Genomic DNA, 14,915 nt, shown 5'->3' on the forward strand with positions numbered 1-14,915 from the left:
CTTAGTCGATTGTTACTCGTTAGCTCGACGGGGTAGGTCGGTTGTTTGTTGCTCATGCCTTTCGTTCGGAAGCCCATAGGGGCTTGAAGTTGCGGTTTCTACGGCCGGACGCCGGCGCGAAGACCGTCAATCGCTTTTTCCCAAAACGCAGAGGCCGTTGCGCGAGGGCGCAGACGGCCTTGCGTTTCGGATCCACCAAAAAGCGATTGACGCGCGCCTGGGCGACGGCCGTGACGAACCGCATCAAGCCCCGCAGTGGGGCTTCCAAACAGATAGGAAAGATCATGAGCAACAAACAACCTACCTACCTCGCGTTCAGCGTCAAAGAACGGGAAGGCAAACCAACAATCTGGACCAAGATCGGCGCGGCGTTTCCGCACGAGAAGGGCGACGGCCTGAACATTCAGCTCGACGCTCTCCCGGTTGGCGACCGGATCGTTCTGCGCGAGCCAAAGGAAAAGGCCTCCGAGGAAGGTGCTGAAAAAGGGGGCGCTCAATGAGCGCCCCCTCACTCGGCGTGAGCCGCATGAAGAGCATGCTATCGCGGCTATTCCAACCCATGATGATGGACGAGGTGGATATGCCTACGACCTATTTGTGGGTCGGCGATGAAAGCTACTCCGCCTGCATCAACCCCAACACGGGGAGGCTCTTTGCGACGCTCTGGCACGATGGTTACGGAAAGTTCGATCCGGTTCATTACGTGACCATCAGGCAAGCAAGGAGAGTCCTGTCGTATGATAGGCCCTTCAGGATCAGGCTCGGTAGCTTTCCAAGGCTGACATTCGAGTTCTTTCGCATCAAGTGTCATTCAATGAAAGAAGCCCAGGCCGAAGTCGAGCTCCTGCTCGATGCGTGGCAGATAACGTGATGCCGCCATAGAAGATACAAAGGTCAACGAAGAGCTCGCCTGACAAGCGGGCTCTTTTTTCATGAGAAGTAGGACGAGCGGAAATTGCAATCCAGTTTAGGAATGTTTGCGAATTACAAATGCTTCCGATGGAGGTGAAAAGGTTCAAAGAATAAATTGGCGGAAAAGGTAGCGAGATGTCCGTTTGCCTAGGGCAAACGGTGCTCGTTGGGGACCGGTGAGGTGGTCCCCAAACCCCAGGACGCATGCGCTCTGCCAAGGAAGGATGACATGGGCCGGCCAAGAAAAACTGAACCGCGTGATCGGCAGCTTAATTTGAGCCTCACTGCGACGGAATACGAAACCATCGTAAGGCGCGCGGCGGCTCTCGGGATGCGACCGGTGCATTTCGGGCGCGCCATTCTCTTGAGCAAGGAGCGAATTGCAGTTCCGAAGAGCGTGCCGACGGACAATGGCTGGCGGCTCTTGTTGGTGCAGTTGTCGAGGCTGGGAAACAACCTGAACCAGCTCTTGAAGGTTCTCCACACAACTGGCGACCCCGTTCCGCCCGATCTCGAGCCCCTGCTCAAGGATATCCGCAGCCTGATCGCGAGGGTGCGCGGATGATTGTCAAGAATTCCGGCGACGGAAAATCGTTTGCAGCGCGCGCCGACTATTTGACGCACGACAAGGATGCAAGGACCGACGAGCGCGTCGAATGGACGAAAACACTTAACCTTGCCAACGACGACGTGCCGGCGGCTATTAAAGAAATGGAGCTAACCGCTGAAAATGCTGAATTGCTCAAGCAGGAAGCCGGAATCCGGGGGGGCGGCAGGCCAACGGAAAAGATCTCGAAGCACTACAGCCTGAATTGGGCGATATCCGACGACCCCACACAGGAGCACATGACCGAGGAGTCGCAGCGTTTTCTGCGCCACATGGGGTGGCATGAGCATCAGGCCGTTTTGATCGCCCACAACGACAAGGCCTACAAGCATGTGCATATTTTGGTGAATGCTGTGCACCCCGAGACGGGGCTTCGTCTCAACGATGATTTTGAAAACGTGCGTGCGCAGGCTTGGGCGCTTCAATATGAGCGCGAGCAGAATCGTATTCATTGCGAGCAGCGGGAAAAGAACGCGAACGAGCGGGAAAAGAATATGCCGCGCAATGTCGCGATGGAATTCAAGGTCCAGGAACAGCAATTTTTTCGGGCCGAAGAAAAATTGGCGGAAAATACGCCGGAAATTCCAGATGATCCCAAAAATAGGGACTGGAAAATTCTCAAGGAAATCCAGCGCATCGAGCGAATGGAATTTATTGAGAGCGGGAGATCGGAATTCAGGCAGCTAAAGACCGAAGTTTATCGCGAGGTGCGCGAAGAATTCCGGGACCGTTGGGCGAATTTCTACTCCTTTAAGAGGTCTTGCTTGGATGCGAAGACCCTTGCTGGGATGAAGGAGAGAATCCTGGCGGACCAAAAGACGACACTGGAGACCAGGCGTGACAAGGCCTGGAACGAGCTGCGGGCCGAGCGCGACGGCTGGTATCGCGACATATTGGACGACCAGAAAGAGGCCCGGGCCGAATTACGATATCTGCAGGGCGCAAGTCTTGATACCGAAGCATTCTTGACGGAGCAGCGTGGCCATGGCCAAGCCCTTAGGCTTGAGCGCAGCTTCCATGAGGCGGCACACGAGGTAGCCGGTGCGACGTTGGCCACACCGGCTATGGAGCCTACTGCGCGACAAGAGGCTTCGTCAGGATGGATGGCCCGGGAGTCTGCCCATGATCCTGATCCCGCGTCGTATTCAGGTGACCGGATAGACAGGGGAATCGCTGCATCCGCCGACGTACTGCTCTCTTTTTTCGCGAATCTCGGCTCGGCTCGACCTGAGCCGATCTCACCGGAGGAGAGGGCGGACCTGTTTCGTGAAGCTGCCGAGAATGTGACCAAACAGCAGCAGCACGCTGCCCGCGAAGAGGAGGATGCCATCTGGCGCGAGCGACAGAAGGATCTCTTTGGAGAATGATCCAGGGGCCGGCCCCGCCACGGCCGAGCCCCCATCCGCCACGGCAAACGAACTGACGGAGGACGCTGGCGGCAATCGGCTGGTAGAAGAAAGTGAAGCCGACGAACTCGCGCTGAAGTGCGAGTTCCGGCGAAAGCAGGCAAGCTTGCGTTGGCTTCCGCGGCGGGCCCGAGCAGGAGCGCGGCGTGAACTTTACGAATGGCTGAGGGCCGCACTTAAGGCTCTACAGGAGCGGAAGGCCGCGCAGCGACACGCCGAATTGGAGCTTCGCCGAAAAAGGGTTGGACTCCGTATTGCCAAGCTGCGGTTCGGACCGTCCATGTGATGGTGGCAAGGCCTGGCGCGGCCGCCTGAGATGAGCGATCAACAATCCATCCGTGCAGAACGATCAAGTTTCGCGCATTTTCCATTCGCGGGACGGGATGTTCTGTTAATGTTCCATGATGAACGACGAATCGCCACCGCCGCCAGATTCAGTCCAGTCGGGCAAGCTCTCGCCCTCCGACTTCATGAGAAAGCTTCGGCCGGAGTATTACTCTGATTCCGAAGATCGGGCGGCCTACGTCCTCGACCAACCAACGCTTGAGTATCATCTCGACACAATAACCCGGCGTAACCAGACGCATGACTTCGAGATCTTCTGCCGCAAGTTGTGCGAGCGCACCATCTGTCCGAACTTGCGGCCCCAGACCGGGCCCGAGGGCGGGGGTGACAGCAAGGCGGACACTGAGACCTATCCCGTCACAGGGGACGTCGCTGCACTTACTTATGTGGGGCAGCCTCGGAGCGGAAGCGAAAGATGGGCTTTCGCTTTCAGCGCCAAGGAGAAGTGGGCTCCAAAAGTCCGCAGTGATGTCGAGGGTCTCGTTAAAACCGGTCGCGGTTATGATCGGATCATCTGCGTCACCAGCAGGTTTGCAAAAGCCAAAGATCGGGCACGCCTAGAAGATCAACTCTCCAGGCAATACGGTATCCCGATCACAATCCATGACCGATCCTGGATCGTCACCGAGATCATCGAGAAGGACCGCAAGGATCTTGCATTCAACTATTTGGGGATTGGCCAGCAAAAGGACGATCCGCTTCGTCTCGGCCCAACGGACTATTCGCGAGCAAGGCAGTTGGCCGAGACCGAGAAGGCCCTCGATGATCCCGAAGCCTTTCGCGGCATGGAGCGGCAACGTGTCACCGAAGCCCTGATCGCCGCCAAACTCTCACGTAATCTGGAACGTCCACGCACCGAGACAGACGGTCGCTTCTTGCGCGCTATTCGGCTGGCAGTAGCCGATGGCTCGTATCGCCAGAAGCTTGAGGCAAGATACGAGCACATCTGGACAGCCTTCTGGTGGTTCGACGACGTTCCATTGGTCAATGATGCCTATACGGAATTCGAGAAGCTAGTGTTGGGCGCGACGCACTCCAAGAACCTGGAGTTTCTGTGCAATCTCAACCAGCTTCTCGTTAACGCCATTGTACACAATCATCTGTCGCGCGAAGAATGCTTGTTCGACGAGCGTACAAAGCGCCTGAGGCAAGCTCTCGAATCTATCGCCGCTAACAGGGAACAACCCAATAACCGTTTGGAGGCTGTTACCTCCCTGCTCATTCTCCGGATGAACGATGCCTGTTTACAGAAGAAACCGGAACTGTTCGCCGACATCTGGCAGGACTTCGGTTCTGTTCTCGACGAAGCGCGAGGATTGGGTGAGTTCGACGCCGACCGCCTCGTAAGAATGATCGAGCTCGGTGGCGACATCGCGGGCAATGACCCGACTTACACCAGTCTCATTGAAAAGCTTGCAGACTTCGTTTCGGAACGAACGGGAGAGGCAGAAGGCGCTCTTATACTACTCAAGCGAGCTCAAAAGCTTGAATTCTCCGAAAACCTCGAAATGATCCGGTTGCTTGGAAAAGCCGCAATTGGTCTGACGAAGAAGGAATATGCGGAGAGCCTCATAGAGGCGATGCAACGTCTGACACTTGCGTACAGGAGCGCCGGACTACTATGGGCCGCGCGCTCTAGTTGCATCTTCGCTGCGGCAACCCTTTCCATTGAAGGCGAGGAGAACAGCCATCCTCCGGTTGGCATAATCCCCACTTTGAAGATTTGGGCGTGGATTGCGCTTGCGATGCGCCACGTACCCGACTTGCTGCATACCATTCAAATCCTGAGTGGCGCGCTTGAAGTTCTGCCTCTTGCGGACGAATCGAAGGCGAAGGTCAAGGAGGACCTGTTCGAGCTTGAAGTGGCACTAGGCAGCGTTCTTTTGAATTTGGAGGAGAACGATCTGCGTAAGCTGACTGGCTTGCCAGATGTTCTGGAAGCGTTAGGGCTCTTCACAGCGCGAACGGCGCTACTCTATGCTCTCGGTTATGACGACGTATTGCGGGCTGACGGCAGCCTTCCCGAATCTGAAACTGATGAGGACGTAAGTCAGTTCCTCTCGATAGTTGCAAGCCAGCCGGTAGCCGATCAAACGCGCGGTCCGTTGATTCTGAACATAGTGGGGCAACAGCAGAAACTTGCCACTCGAATCCTCGGTATGACGATTGAGATCGAGTTCGACGGAACCGATCAACTGATCAATGTTGCCGCAATGGTGCTTGGATCGGTGGAAGCCTTCTTCTCGACGTCGCTTGAACAGCGCATCATGCCTCACACCGAGCGCTTTCACATCAAGCTGAGGGAAAGCAGCGGACTATCGGACCCTGAATTTGAGATCGACAACATCGCCATGTCCGCCGAGCTCGTCTGGCCGACGGGACTGTCTCCCGCGAGCTTTGATCGTCATGCCGATATTCAGCAATTCCTTGCTGTTGTTTCCGGACAGGTTCTCGTCACGACATGCATGTTCGACGATCCCAAAAGATTGCTTGATAAGCTCTTCGAAAACGAGGCTGTTCAGCAGCGCATGGCGCTTATTGCCGCGAGCACCAACAGCTACCGCCGGCTCATGTCACAGGACGTGGCGAGGCTCTCGGATTGGAAAGAGGTTGTTCGGCGGAGCTATGAACCGCGAACGAAGCGACCTGCATTGGAGCGTTTCCAATTCGAGACGAAGCCGTCAACGGATGGCCAAGAAGAGGACAGCCCGAAAGAACCGAAGAGTCACACCAATCGCACAATTCGTTCCGTTATCGACCTACACGCCTGGAACAGCGCTCGATGGAAGGGCGTGGCCTATGCGGATTTAGGGGCTGTACGGGCCCCCGCGATGGCCTTCATGTTCGAAAATAGAGAGGCCGCCACCAAGATCTTCGAGCGTTGGCGTGCCCGCTTTGGCGAAAGGGATGTCGAAGAAGAAATCTACTTAACGATAGTGCGGCAATTGCCGGGCCAGAACCCAAACCATTATCTTGTTTTCATTGCATCCAAACAGCCCGATCTGAGCACTCATCAGTCCGGCCAAGGGCTGGCGATTGCATCGAGATCCATGACGATGGAGCCGAATGACAGCATCAATATCGATCGCTTTCTGACTGGGTACCATCGCTGCGGTACTTACGTTCTGATGCCCGCCATTTTGCAGGCTGGTCAACCACCCGAATTGCTATCCAATCTAGGGGTCATAAAGAGGGCGATCAATGTGAAGCTTGCCGCCCATGTCAGTCCTGAAGATATCGAGAGTTTGGCTCTTCGACAGCGAGGGATGATGGAGCCTTTGAAGCAAAGTCCGGACTTCGATGAATGATTCTAGATGATGACCAGATTCGGGCACTTGTCGCCCGCCCCGGCGAGGCCCTGAGCGTAGAGATCAAGCGGTGGATCGATCCGTCGCAGCCGGCCGGCATCGCCAAGATCGTGAAAGCAGCATTTGCCCTACGCAACCGAAACGGCGGGTTCTTGGTCATTGGTTTTGATGACAAGACGCTACAACCGGACGCCGCCAACGCGCCTCCCGATATTCGGGCAACGTTTCACCAGGATGTCATTCAGGGGTTGGTGTCGCGCTATGCGAACGAGCCTTTCGAGGTACATGTCGCTTTTGTTGAGCATGAAGGTGGTTCCTTTCCAGTCATCGCAATTCCTCCAGGGGTGCGGATACCTGTCGTCGTTAAGAACTCTCTGTCCGAGGGCACGGGCGACAAGTTATTGGCCGTCGGGGATGTCTATTTTCGTACGTTGCATGCAAACGGAACGCCGAGCACGGCCGCGGCGCGACCGCATGATTGGCGAGACATCCTCGATATCTGCTTCGACAATCGCGAGGCGGATATCGGCAGGTTTCTCCGTCGGCAGTTGGCGGGACAGGATGCATCGCGGCTGGTTGCCGCATTTCAAGGTGAGGCTGCGCCAGTCGACGTTTTGCGAGAACGCTGTAACGCCCTTCTTCAGCAGGGTCAGGAGCGGTTCATTGGAGCACAGAAAGACCGCGGCCTTAGCATTGTCGAGCAGGTCCTTCTCGACCAATTGAGCTGGGAGATCGCGCTCGCGATCGATCCGCCGCGCCCAGACGCGCTACCAGACAAGGAGTTTTTAGCAACGATTGCCGCGAGCAATCCGAAATACACCGGTTGGCCTATCTGGCTCGATGCTCGAACTATGTCGGATGAACGCTCGCGGCCAGTTGTTCGGGGAGGTGCTTGGGAGGCCCTCATTGTCGGCCTCAGCGACGACACCTCCAATCGCCTCGAATTCTCTCGGCTCGATCCCAAGGGTGAGTTCTATCTGAGGCGCTTGCTGCAAGACGATGCTGTGCCCCGGCGGATCGAGCCCGGTACTCGCCTCGATCCGGTGCTTATGATCTATCGAGTGACTGAGGCGATCGCAGTCGGTATCGCTGCCGCCAAAGGATTGGGTTGGTCTGAAACGGCTACTCTCGGCTTTATGTTCCGCTGGCGGAAGCTCGAGGGGCGCCGGCTCGATAGTTGGGCCAACCCCGTCATCTATGTTCCAGGCGGAGGCCCTTCGCGCGAAGACGTGATCACGACATTTGTCGAGGTGCCCCTGACTACAGCTCCGTCTGCTCTACCTGGCTTGGTCGAGGCGGCTACACGTGAGTTGTTCGTTGCTTTCGATGGCACCCGACTGTCTGCGGAGACGTACGAGGAGCAAGCGCGACGCTTGATTGAGCGCAGACTCACCTTTTGAAAGCCATGCTCTGGCCCAGGCTTAAGGCGGCGAAGGGGCGATCTCTCTAAATGACAACCACGACCGAGGGACTTTTCGAAGAAAGTGAAGAGGAGCTGCTTCTCGAATTGGCACTTGCAATCGATGAGGAGGCCATCATCGTCTGCGGACGACACTACAAGAGTTATGCTCAGGAGCCCCCGGTAACCTCGAGGATCATTCAAGCAATCGAGACACGGCTTCGTCATCATCCTATCGTTGTTGGAGGATTGCGCGTGGAGGTCGCCTCGGTCGACATGCCCGATCGCCGAAATGACATGGAGCGGCTCACTGGTGCAGATCTCTATATTGCGCTCGTTCGGCGCGACAAAGAGCTTCCCGTAAGCAAGGGAATGCTTATTCAAGCGAAATGGGACAAGTCCGGCGGAAAGAATCGGATGCGGCAGCAAGCGCTCAACATGGGGCTGCTATCCAACGATGCCTACGTTTGGTTTTATGGAGCAACCGGCGTCACTTGTGTTCCCGCATTGGCGGTACTCAAGCCGTATGCTCGCCTCGATCACCTAAGCTCTAGGATGACATTAGGTGAACTGCTTTCTGATGGCTTGCGATGCAACAGGGGCGATCCGAAGATCGGTATCGATCTTACGATACCAATGCCTGAAGCGATGAATATGGTACTTGATAGCCTGCGTGCAAAAGCTTTGCTCGGTTTGCAGATCGTGCGTGACGACTAATCCGAACTGGCCCCCGAGCGGGGATCGCGCGCTAAGTTGCGCGTTATTTGGCTAACCGCCGCGTGGCAAAAGACGTCCAACATCGCGTCCAACAATCCGTCCAACGAACCGTCCAACAATTTTTCTCATCGGCTCGTAAATATTTGATTTATATATGGTAATGAACCGTGTCGATGCACGTCGCCCGCTCCAACTACCCTCTTCACCCGCTCCAATGTTTTCAATGGTTTAGCTCGCCGAGCCCGTCTCGTTCTGACAGGTCACGTTTTTTCATTCTGACAAACGTTCACTTTCCCTTCGCTTGTCTGGCTCGGCGCTTGATGCGTTTCATTTGCGCATCCTGTTTGGCTTCATCGTCGTCGTGCAGATAGTTCGCCATTGCCGCAGTCGATGACCACTGGCCCTTCTTCATAAGTTGGGTCTCCGTGAGCCCCGACGCGCTCGCTTCTGTTGTGCCGCCATGCCGGCCGAAAGACGTAAACGTCAGTTCAGGCCGCAAGCCCGCAGCCAAGATAATCTTCTTCGTGATGCGCTGGACTTGCGTCAGCATTTCGCCCTTGCTGAACCAAGGTTTACCGCTGCCGTCACGCAGGCCGACGCCGATGGTTACACGGTCTTTGTCACGACGAACTCGACACAATCGGCAAACGTCAATCTGTTTAGTGCAATGCCTTACGATCCGAAGGCGGATTTTGCGCCGGTGGCTGGCATCATGACCATTCCGATGATGCTGAGTGTCAGGCCCGACTTTCCCGCCAAGGACGTCAAGGAGTTCATCGCCATCGCCAAGCAGCGGCCAAAGCCGGTATCATTCGGGAGCGGCAACACCTCGAGCCGCGGTGCCGCGGAACTGTTTCGTTCCCGGGCCGGAATCGAGATGCAACACGTGCCCTATCGCGGCATGCCGCAGGCACTGACTGACGTGCTCGGCGGCGAAATCGATTGCGTCTTCGCCGATCCCGCCAGTGCGCAGGGCTTGATTCAGGATGGTCGGCTGCGGGTTCTTGCAGTGACGAGCAACGAACGGCTCAAAGGACTGCCTGATGTTCCGACACTCGCCGAGGCTGGGTTGCCGAAATCCGAGCTGACCGCTTGGGTCGGCGTTTTCGTGCGTGCGGGGACGCCGCCCGATATCGTCGCGAAGCTCAGACATCTCGTGCTGGCCTTCGTCAGCAGCGCGGAGACAGATGCCTATCTGCAATCCGTCGGCGCCAAGCCGTTCCCGGCGGGGCCGGATGAACTTGGGTCGTTCGAGGATGACGATACGCGTCGTTGGGCCGAAATTGCCGAGATCGCGAAGATCGAGAAGAAATAGATCACTGGCGCAGAGTGATCGCACCGCGGTCGAGCACGACGACATCCCGCTCGAGCGCCCGCGCGCGGAAGCGAATTTGGTGGCCCATTGCGAAGAACTCGGTTCGAATGGTCTCGCCGGGGAAAACCGGTTTGCTGAAACGGGCAGAAAGCGATCCCAATCGCTCGGGCATGCCGTCCGCAAAGGTCGCGAGCGCCGCTCGTGTCGCAATTCCGAGCGTGCACAGGCCGTGCAGGATCGGCCGTTCGAAACCAGCCTTGGCCGCGGCTGCGGGATCTGCGTGGATCGGATTGTAGTCGCCGCTCAACCGGTAGATCAGTGCGCTCTGCGGCAACGTCGTGATCTGGCTGGTCTGCGATGGAAAGCCTTCCGACAATGGGGCGACCTCCGCCGGGACGGCGCCGAAACTGCCACAGCCGCCGTCGCCACGCAGAAAAAGCACGCTGCGGACCGTCGCCAGCTTGGCGTTCGCGTCGCTCAGCGTTTTGACGAGATGCAGAATGGCGCCTTTCCCGGCCCCTTTATCCACCACCGCAGAAATCTCGTACCGCGCCGTGACAGTGCCCTCAGCCGGAATCGGACTGTGGATTTCGAAACTTTGTTCGCCGTGCAGCAATCGGACCCAGTCTATGCCGAGTTCCGGTCGTTTCGCCCAGAAACCCGGATGGGCAAGCACGCAGCAGATGGAGGGGACTGCGCGAAGGTCGGCCTCATAGACAAAGTTGAGCTGCGATGGGTCAAGCGGATCTGATCCGTAGCCGAGCCCAAGTGCGTAGAGCATCGTGTCGCGGCGCGTGTATGTGTGCGAGACCGGCTCAAAACGAAAGTCTTGTATAGCTTCGAGGTTCAAGATGTTCTCCGTGCGCTAAGACCCCTCGGTGTCCATGCCGACCGGTGGGCATTCTCGATCGCGCCGAGGCTGTTGCAATCGTGCTCTATCATATAGTACACAAGCGTACTAAATATAGACCGTCGGGCGCAAGGGCCGGACGGCAGGGAGCTGCGCCGTGATTTCGAGCATCGGATGGTCAAACCATTGGATTCATGCCTGGGGATCGTCCAGGCGGACTATGCTCCGACAGGCCGGCTTCGGCATCGCAAGAGTGTTCGCAGGGTTGCTGGTCAGTTTGCTTGCTGGTCAGGCGATCGCCGGCGAAAAAAAATATGGCCCCGGCGTCAGCGACACTGAAATCAGGATCGGCAACACCTCGCCCTATAGCGGCCCGGCGTCTGCCTTCAGCATGGTTGCCAAGACCGAGGAGGCATATTTCCGCAAGGTCAATGCGGAGGGAGGCATCAACGGTCGACGCATCGTGTTCCTCTCCTACGATGACGCTTACTCGCCGCCCAAGGCCGTCGAGCAGACAAGACGGCTGGTTGAAAGCGAGGAAGTCCTGGTCGTCTTCAACGCTCTTGGCACCGCGTCGAATTCAGCCGTTCAGAAATACCTGAACGCCAAGAAGGTGCCTCAGCTGTTCGTGTCGAGTGGCGCTGCCAAATGGAACGATCCGAAGAACTTTCCATGGACGATGGGATTCACCCCGAGCTATGAGACCGAAGGCTACATCTACGCGAAATATCTTCTGCGCGAGCGCCCCGTTTCGAAGGTTGCGATATTCTTTCAGAATGATGACTTCGGCAAGGATTACCTGAAAGGAATCAAAGCTGGGCTCGGCGATAGGGCCACGTCCATGATCGTTGCGGAGGAGGCGTTCGATGTGTCCGAGCCGACCATCGATTCCCATCTTGTGAAGCTCAAGGCGACCGGCGCTGACGTGCTGTTCGACGTCGCGACGCCAAAATTCGCGGCTCAGGCGATCAAAAAGGTGAGCGAGCTTGGCTGGAAGCCGCTGCATATTCTCAGCTACGTGTCGGCTTCGACCGGTAGTGTGATCAAACCGGCCGGGTTCGAGAATGCGCAAGGGTTGATCTCGGCAGCATATTTCAAGGACCCCAACGATCCGACCTGGAAAGACGATTTGGGGCTGAAGGAGCTCAACGGATTTCTTGACGGTTATTTTCCCGGCGCTGATCGGAGCGATACGCTGATCGTGAATGGCTACAACACAGCGCAGGCGCTCGTTTACCTCCTGAAGCAGTGTGGTGATGATCTGACGCGCGAGAATATCATGCGTCATGCTTCCAATCTCAAGCAGGTCGAGCTCGGAATGCTGCTGCCGGGTATCCGGCTGAACACCTCGCCTGGGGATTTCGCGCCGATCAAGCAATGGCAGTTGATGCGGTTCGAGGGGACGAATTGGCATCTGTTTGGCGACGTCATGAGTGGCGACTCGAATAACTGAGGGAAAGGAAGGTTCATGGGACAACTTTGTGTCGGGCGGGTTGCTATCGTGACCGGAGGTGGTCGTGGGCTGGGACGCGAGTATGCCTTGATGCTGGCTGAGCAGGGGGCCAAGGTCGTGGTCAACGATCTCGGCGCCACCGCAGCGGGCGAGGGAGCCGATCTTTCACCCGCCCGCGAGGTCGTCGACGAGATCAAGCGCGCCGGCGGTGAGGCGATCGTCAACGGCAACGACGTCAGCGATTGGGCGGGCGCCAAGGCGCTGATCGATGACGCCGTCAATACGTTCGGGCGGCTCGATGTTCTCATCAACAATGCCGGCATCCTGCGGGACCGCATGATGGTCAATATGACCGAGGCGGAATGGGACGCTGTCATCAAGGTGCATCTGAAGGGCACCTTCGCGCCCTCTCATCATGCCGCGCAATATTGGCGCCAAGAGACCAAGAAGCGCGGTACACCGGTTGCCGCGCGCCTGATCAACACATCTTCGGCTTCAGGGCTGTTCGGCAATGTCGGTCAGAGCAACTATGGAGCCGCCAAGGCAGGCATCGCCGCCTTCACCGTTATCAGTGCCATGGAGCTTCGGCAGTACGGAATCACGGTGAACGCGATCGCGCCTAGGGCGCAAACCCGGATGACTGAAGGTCTGAGGGAGCGTAGTGAGGAGGATATCAAGCGCCGGAATCCACGCTGGGTTGCTCCAATTGTGGTCTGGCTTGCAAGCGAGCAGTCAGCCGACGTGACGGGCCGCGTGTTCGAAGCTGGCGATGGAATTCTCAAGGTCGCCGAAGGATGGCACGCCGGACCGGGAATCGACCCGGTCGAAGATCCCAACGCACTTGGCCCTCAGATCGCCGAGCTGATGCAGAAAGCGCGACCCAATGCTGACATCTGGGGGCGCGACATCGTCGCGTGAGCCTGCGGAACTCCTCCCGGAGCACCTCAGGCGGGTGGTTGGTTTCAGGCCGCCGCCCGCCGCTTCTTCCGGGTTTTGGGCCGCGGCACGTCCTCCTCGTCCTCTTCGCCCTCGGCCTCAGTACCGTCGGACATGGCGAGGAGATTATGCTTCATGGCAAGGAGCGCTTCTGCTGCGCCTTCGAGCTCCTTTCGATCGATCCCGTTGACGATTCTTTCGTTGAACTTGTCGGTCTCTTTCCGCAGTTTCTCGAGGAAACCGCGTGCCTGCTTAGTGACATAGACGCGCTTGATGCGCCGGTCGACCGGATCGACCTGGCGTATCACGAACCCGGATGTTTCGAGGCGGTCAATCAGCGCGCCGACCGCAACCTTGCCGACGTCGAGCTCGTTGGCGAGCTGCACTTGAGGAAGCCCGTCCTTGCGCGAAATGAACGCAAGGACCCACCACTGCGACCGGGTGATCCCAAGCGGTGCCAGCGCCCGATCGAACATCATCCTCCTGAGCCGTGACACGTCGTGAATGAGATATCCAAGCCGGAGATCCCAATCGGGCTGATCAGCCATTGATGTTTCCCTAGAAAGTCGAGTCGGATTCGAGAGTTCAACTAATACCATACACCAGCGTATTTTAAAGGAAAGGGAGCAGAACTTGGCTAAAACCTCCGCTTTCTGGCTTGGACAGCGGATTTACAAAATAAGTACGCTAGTGTATTAATTGTGAGTTGGCTGGATCTGGTCCGCTGCAGAAGCCGCCGACCGCCGACCCATTCGGCCATAGGAAGGAAGCCGCTCATGTTCGACACGGCCGTGCTCAAGGGAAAGCGCATTCTGGTTACCGGTGGCGGAACCGGACTCGGCAAGGAAATGTCGGTGGGGTTCGCGGCGCACGGTGCTCATGTCTACATCTGCGGACGCAGGAAAGAGGTCCTGGACGCGGCAGTCCAGGAAATTCGTACGCGGTCTGGAGGACAGGTATCTGCGCTGCTCGCCAATGTCCGCGATCCCGACAGCATCGAAGCGCTGATGAACACCATTTGGGCGGACGGACCGCTGACTGGGCTCGTCAACAACGCCGGTGCCAACTTCCTGGCGCCGACCGAAAGCCTGTCGCCACGCGGATATGAGGCGGTCCGGTCCACGGTGATGGATGGCTCGTTCTACATGTCGCTTGCCTGCGGCAAGCGCTGGATCGCGGCGGGTGTGCCCGGCGTGATCATCAGCAATCTCGTCACCTGGGTGTGGACCGGATCGGCCTACGTGGTGCCGGCGGCGATGGCGAAGGCAGCCGTACACGCCATGACGATGTCGCTCGCTGTCGAGTGGGGACCCAGGAACATTCGCGTTAACGCGATCGCACCCGGGCCGTTTCCGACTGAGGGAGCCTGGGACAAGCTCAATCCGTTGGCTGAGACGGGTGTCGGCGCGACCCAGGCAGAAGAGGTCCCGCTCCGCCGCTTCGGCAAGATGGATGAGCTGCGCAATCTCCTGATCTTCCTGATGTCGGATGGTTGCAGCTACATCACTGGCGATACCATCAGCATCGATGGCGGACACCATCTTGCCGCGCCCAGCACTTTTGCGGGGCTTTCGAAGCTGTCCGCGGCGGATTGGCAGCGTGCGCGCGAAGCCATTCAAGGCTCGGTGCAGAAAGAGAAGCAGGCACGTTCGATCTGATCCTTGAGC

14 protein-coding genes are annotated in these 14,915 nt (G+C 57.5%); 11 read left to right on the forward strand and 3 right to left on the reverse strand.

Annotation, left to right across the window (positions count from 1 at the left end; translation table 11 throughout):
• Positions 1 to 284 precede the first annotated feature (284 nt).
• The 7 genes from NLM33_RS00005 (at position 285) to NLM33_RS00035 (ending at position 8,694) form a co-directional block, all read left to right on the forward strand.
• A complete protein-coding gene (locus NLM33_RS00005) occupies positions 285 to 500 on the forward strand; it encodes a hypothetical protein (protein WP_254093591.1) in 216 nt (71 codons plus the stop codon).
• On the forward strand, positions 497 to 871 hold the full coding sequence (locus tag NLM33_RS00010; RefSeq protein ID WP_254093593.1) for a hypothetical protein: 375 nt from the start codon (positions 497 to 499) through the stop codon (positions 869 to 871). The genes NLM33_RS00005 and NLM33_RS00010 overlap by 4 nt, the downstream gene beginning before the upstream one ends.
• Positions 872 to 1,141: 270 nt before the next feature.
• Positions 1,142 to 1,477, forward strand: a complete 336-nt coding sequence (mobC, locus tag NLM33_RS00015) for a plasmid mobilization relaxosome protein MobC (RefSeq protein ID WP_371929881.1) — start codon at positions 1,142 to 1,144, stop codon at positions 1,475 to 1,477.
• Complete coding sequence (locus NLM33_RS00020) at positions 1,474 to 2,886, forward strand: relaxase/mobilization nuclease domain-containing protein (RefSeq protein WP_254093595.1); 1,413 nt, start codon at positions 1,474 to 1,476, stop codon at positions 2,884 to 2,886. Before mobC ends, NLM33_RS00020 begins: the two co-directional genes overlap by 4 nt.
• Before the next feature lie 443 nt (positions 2,887 to 3,329).
• Positions 3,330 to 6,578, forward strand: a complete 3,249-nt coding sequence (locus NLM33_RS00025; protein WP_254093596.1) for a hypothetical protein — start codon at positions 3,330 to 3,332, stop codon at positions 6,576 to 6,578.
• Positions 6,575 to 7,978, forward strand: a complete 1,404-nt coding sequence (locus NLM33_RS00030; RefSeq protein ID WP_254093597.1) for a helix-turn-helix domain-containing protein — start codon at positions 6,575 to 6,577, stop codon at positions 7,976 to 7,978. Before NLM33_RS00025 ends, NLM33_RS00030 begins: the two co-directional genes overlap by 4 nt.
• A 50-nt stretch (positions 7,979 to 8,028) precedes the next feature.
• A complete protein-coding gene (locus NLM33_RS00035) occupies positions 8,029 to 8,694 on the forward strand; it encodes a hypothetical protein (RefSeq protein WP_254093598.1) in 666 nt (221 codons plus the stop codon).
• Between the two features lie 286 nt (positions 8,695 to 8,980).
• Here NLM33_RS00035 and NLM33_RS00040 read toward each other — a convergent pair whose 3' ends face one another.
• Entirely contained in the window at positions 8,981 to 9,244 is a 264-nt protein-coding gene (locus NLM33_RS00040) for a hypothetical protein (protein ID WP_254093599.1), read from the reverse strand.
• Between NLM33_RS00040 and NLM33_RS00045 the strand changes: the two genes are divergently transcribed.
• Complete coding sequence (locus tag NLM33_RS00045; protein WP_254093600.1) at positions 9,233 to 10,009, forward strand: tripartite tricarboxylate transporter substrate binding protein; 777 nt, start codon at positions 9,233 to 9,235, stop codon at positions 10,007 to 10,009. The two genes, NLM33_RS00040 and NLM33_RS00045, sit on opposite strands and share 12 nt — an antisense overlap.
• A gap of 1 nt (position 10,010) precedes the next feature.
• Here NLM33_RS00045 and NLM33_RS00050 read toward each other — a convergent pair whose 3' ends face one another.
• The gene (locus NLM33_RS00050; RefSeq protein ID WP_254093601.1) at positions 10,011 to 10,859 is read right to left on the reverse strand and encodes a MaoC/PaaZ C-terminal domain-containing protein; all 849 of its coding nucleotides are present in this window, start codon (positions 10,857 to 10,859) and stop codon (positions 10,011 to 10,013) included.
• A 220-nt stretch (positions 10,860 to 11,079) separates the two neighbouring features.
• On the opposite strand from NLM33_RS00050, the gene NLM33_RS00055 reads away from it, so the two are divergent.
• Both NLM33_RS00055 and NLM33_RS00060 read left to right on the forward strand, forming a co-directional pair.
• Positions 11,080 to 12,312 carry an ABC transporter substrate-binding protein gene (locus NLM33_RS00055; RefSeq protein ID WP_254093602.1) on the forward strand — a complete coding sequence of 411 codons (1,233 nt, stop codon included), beginning with the start codon at positions 11,080 to 11,082 and terminating at the stop codon, positions 12,310 to 12,312.
• Positions 12,313 to 12,327: 15 nt separating this feature from the next.
• Positions 12,328 to 13,230, forward strand: a complete 903-nt coding sequence (locus tag NLM33_RS00060; RefSeq protein WP_254093603.1) for an SDR family oxidoreductase — start codon at positions 12,328 to 12,330, stop codon at positions 13,228 to 13,230.
• 44 nt (positions 13,231 to 13,274) lie between these two features.
• Here NLM33_RS00060 and NLM33_RS00065 read toward each other — a convergent pair whose 3' ends face one another.
• The gene (locus NLM33_RS00065) at positions 13,275 to 13,796 is read right to left on the reverse strand and encodes a MarR family winged helix-turn-helix transcriptional regulator (RefSeq protein WP_254093604.1); all 522 of its coding nucleotides are present in this window, start codon (positions 13,794 to 13,796) and stop codon (positions 13,275 to 13,277) included.
• 228 nt (positions 13,797 to 14,024) lie between these two features.
• Between NLM33_RS00065 and NLM33_RS00070 the strand changes: the two genes are divergently transcribed.
• Positions 14,025 to 14,906, forward strand: coding sequence for an SDR family oxidoreductase (locus NLM33_RS00070; protein ID WP_254093605.1), 882 nt, complete (start codon positions 14,025 to 14,027; stop codon positions 14,904 to 14,906).
• The last annotated feature ends 9 nt before the right edge of the window (positions 14,907 to 14,915 follow it).

The organism is Bradyrhizobium sp. CCGUVB1N3 (assembly GCF_024199925.1).
Lineage (GTDB): Bacteria > Pseudomonadota > Alphaproteobacteria > Rhizobiales > Xanthobacteraceae > Bradyrhizobium.

Bases quoted from the DNA above. Each gene is read 5' to 3' on its own strand.
- NLM33_RS00005 (WP_254093591.1), top strand. From the start codon at position 285: ATGAGCAACAAACAACCTACCTACCTCGCGTTCAGCGTCAAAGAACGG.
- NLM33_RS00010 (WP_254093593.1), top strand. From the start codon at position 497: ATGAGCGCCCCCTCACTCGGCGTGAGCCGCATGAAGAGCATGCTATCG.
- mobC (WP_371929881.1), top strand. From the start codon at position 1,142: ATGGGCCGGCCAAGAAAAACTGAACCGCGTGATCGGCAGCTTAATTTG.
- NLM33_RS00020 (WP_254093595.1), top strand. From the start codon at position 1,474: ATGATTGTCAAGAATTCCGGCGACGGAAAATCGTTTGCAGCGCGCGCC.
- NLM33_RS00025 (WP_254093596.1), top strand. From the start codon at position 3,330: ATGAACGACGAATCGCCACCGCCGCCAGATTCAGTCCAGTCGGGCAAG.
- NLM33_RS00030 (WP_254093597.1), top strand. From the start codon at position 6,575: ATGATTCTAGATGATGACCAGATTCGGGCACTTGTCGCCCGCCCCGGC.
- NLM33_RS00035 (WP_254093598.1), top strand. From the start codon at position 8,029: ATGACAACCACGACCGAGGGACTTTTCGAAGAAAGTGAAGAGGAGCTG.
- NLM33_RS00040 (WP_254093599.1), bottom strand. From the start codon at position 9,244: ATGCTGACGCAAGTCCAGCGCATCACGAAGAAGATTATCTTGGCTGCG.
- NLM33_RS00055 (WP_254093602.1), top strand. From the start codon at position 11,080: ATGCTCCGACAGGCCGGCTTCGGCATCGCAAGAGTGTTCGCAGGGTTG.
- NLM33_RS00060 (WP_254093603.1), top strand. From the start codon at position 12,328: ATGGGACAACTTTGTGTCGGGCGGGTTGCTATCGTGACCGGAGGTGGT.
- NLM33_RS00065 (WP_254093604.1), bottom strand. From the start codon at position 13,796: ATGGCTGATCAGCCCGATTGGGATCTCCGGCTTGGATATCTCATTCAC.
- NLM33_RS00070 (WP_254093605.1), top strand. From the start codon at position 14,025: ATGTTCGACACGGCCGTGCTCAAGGGAAAGCGCATTCTGGTTACCGGT.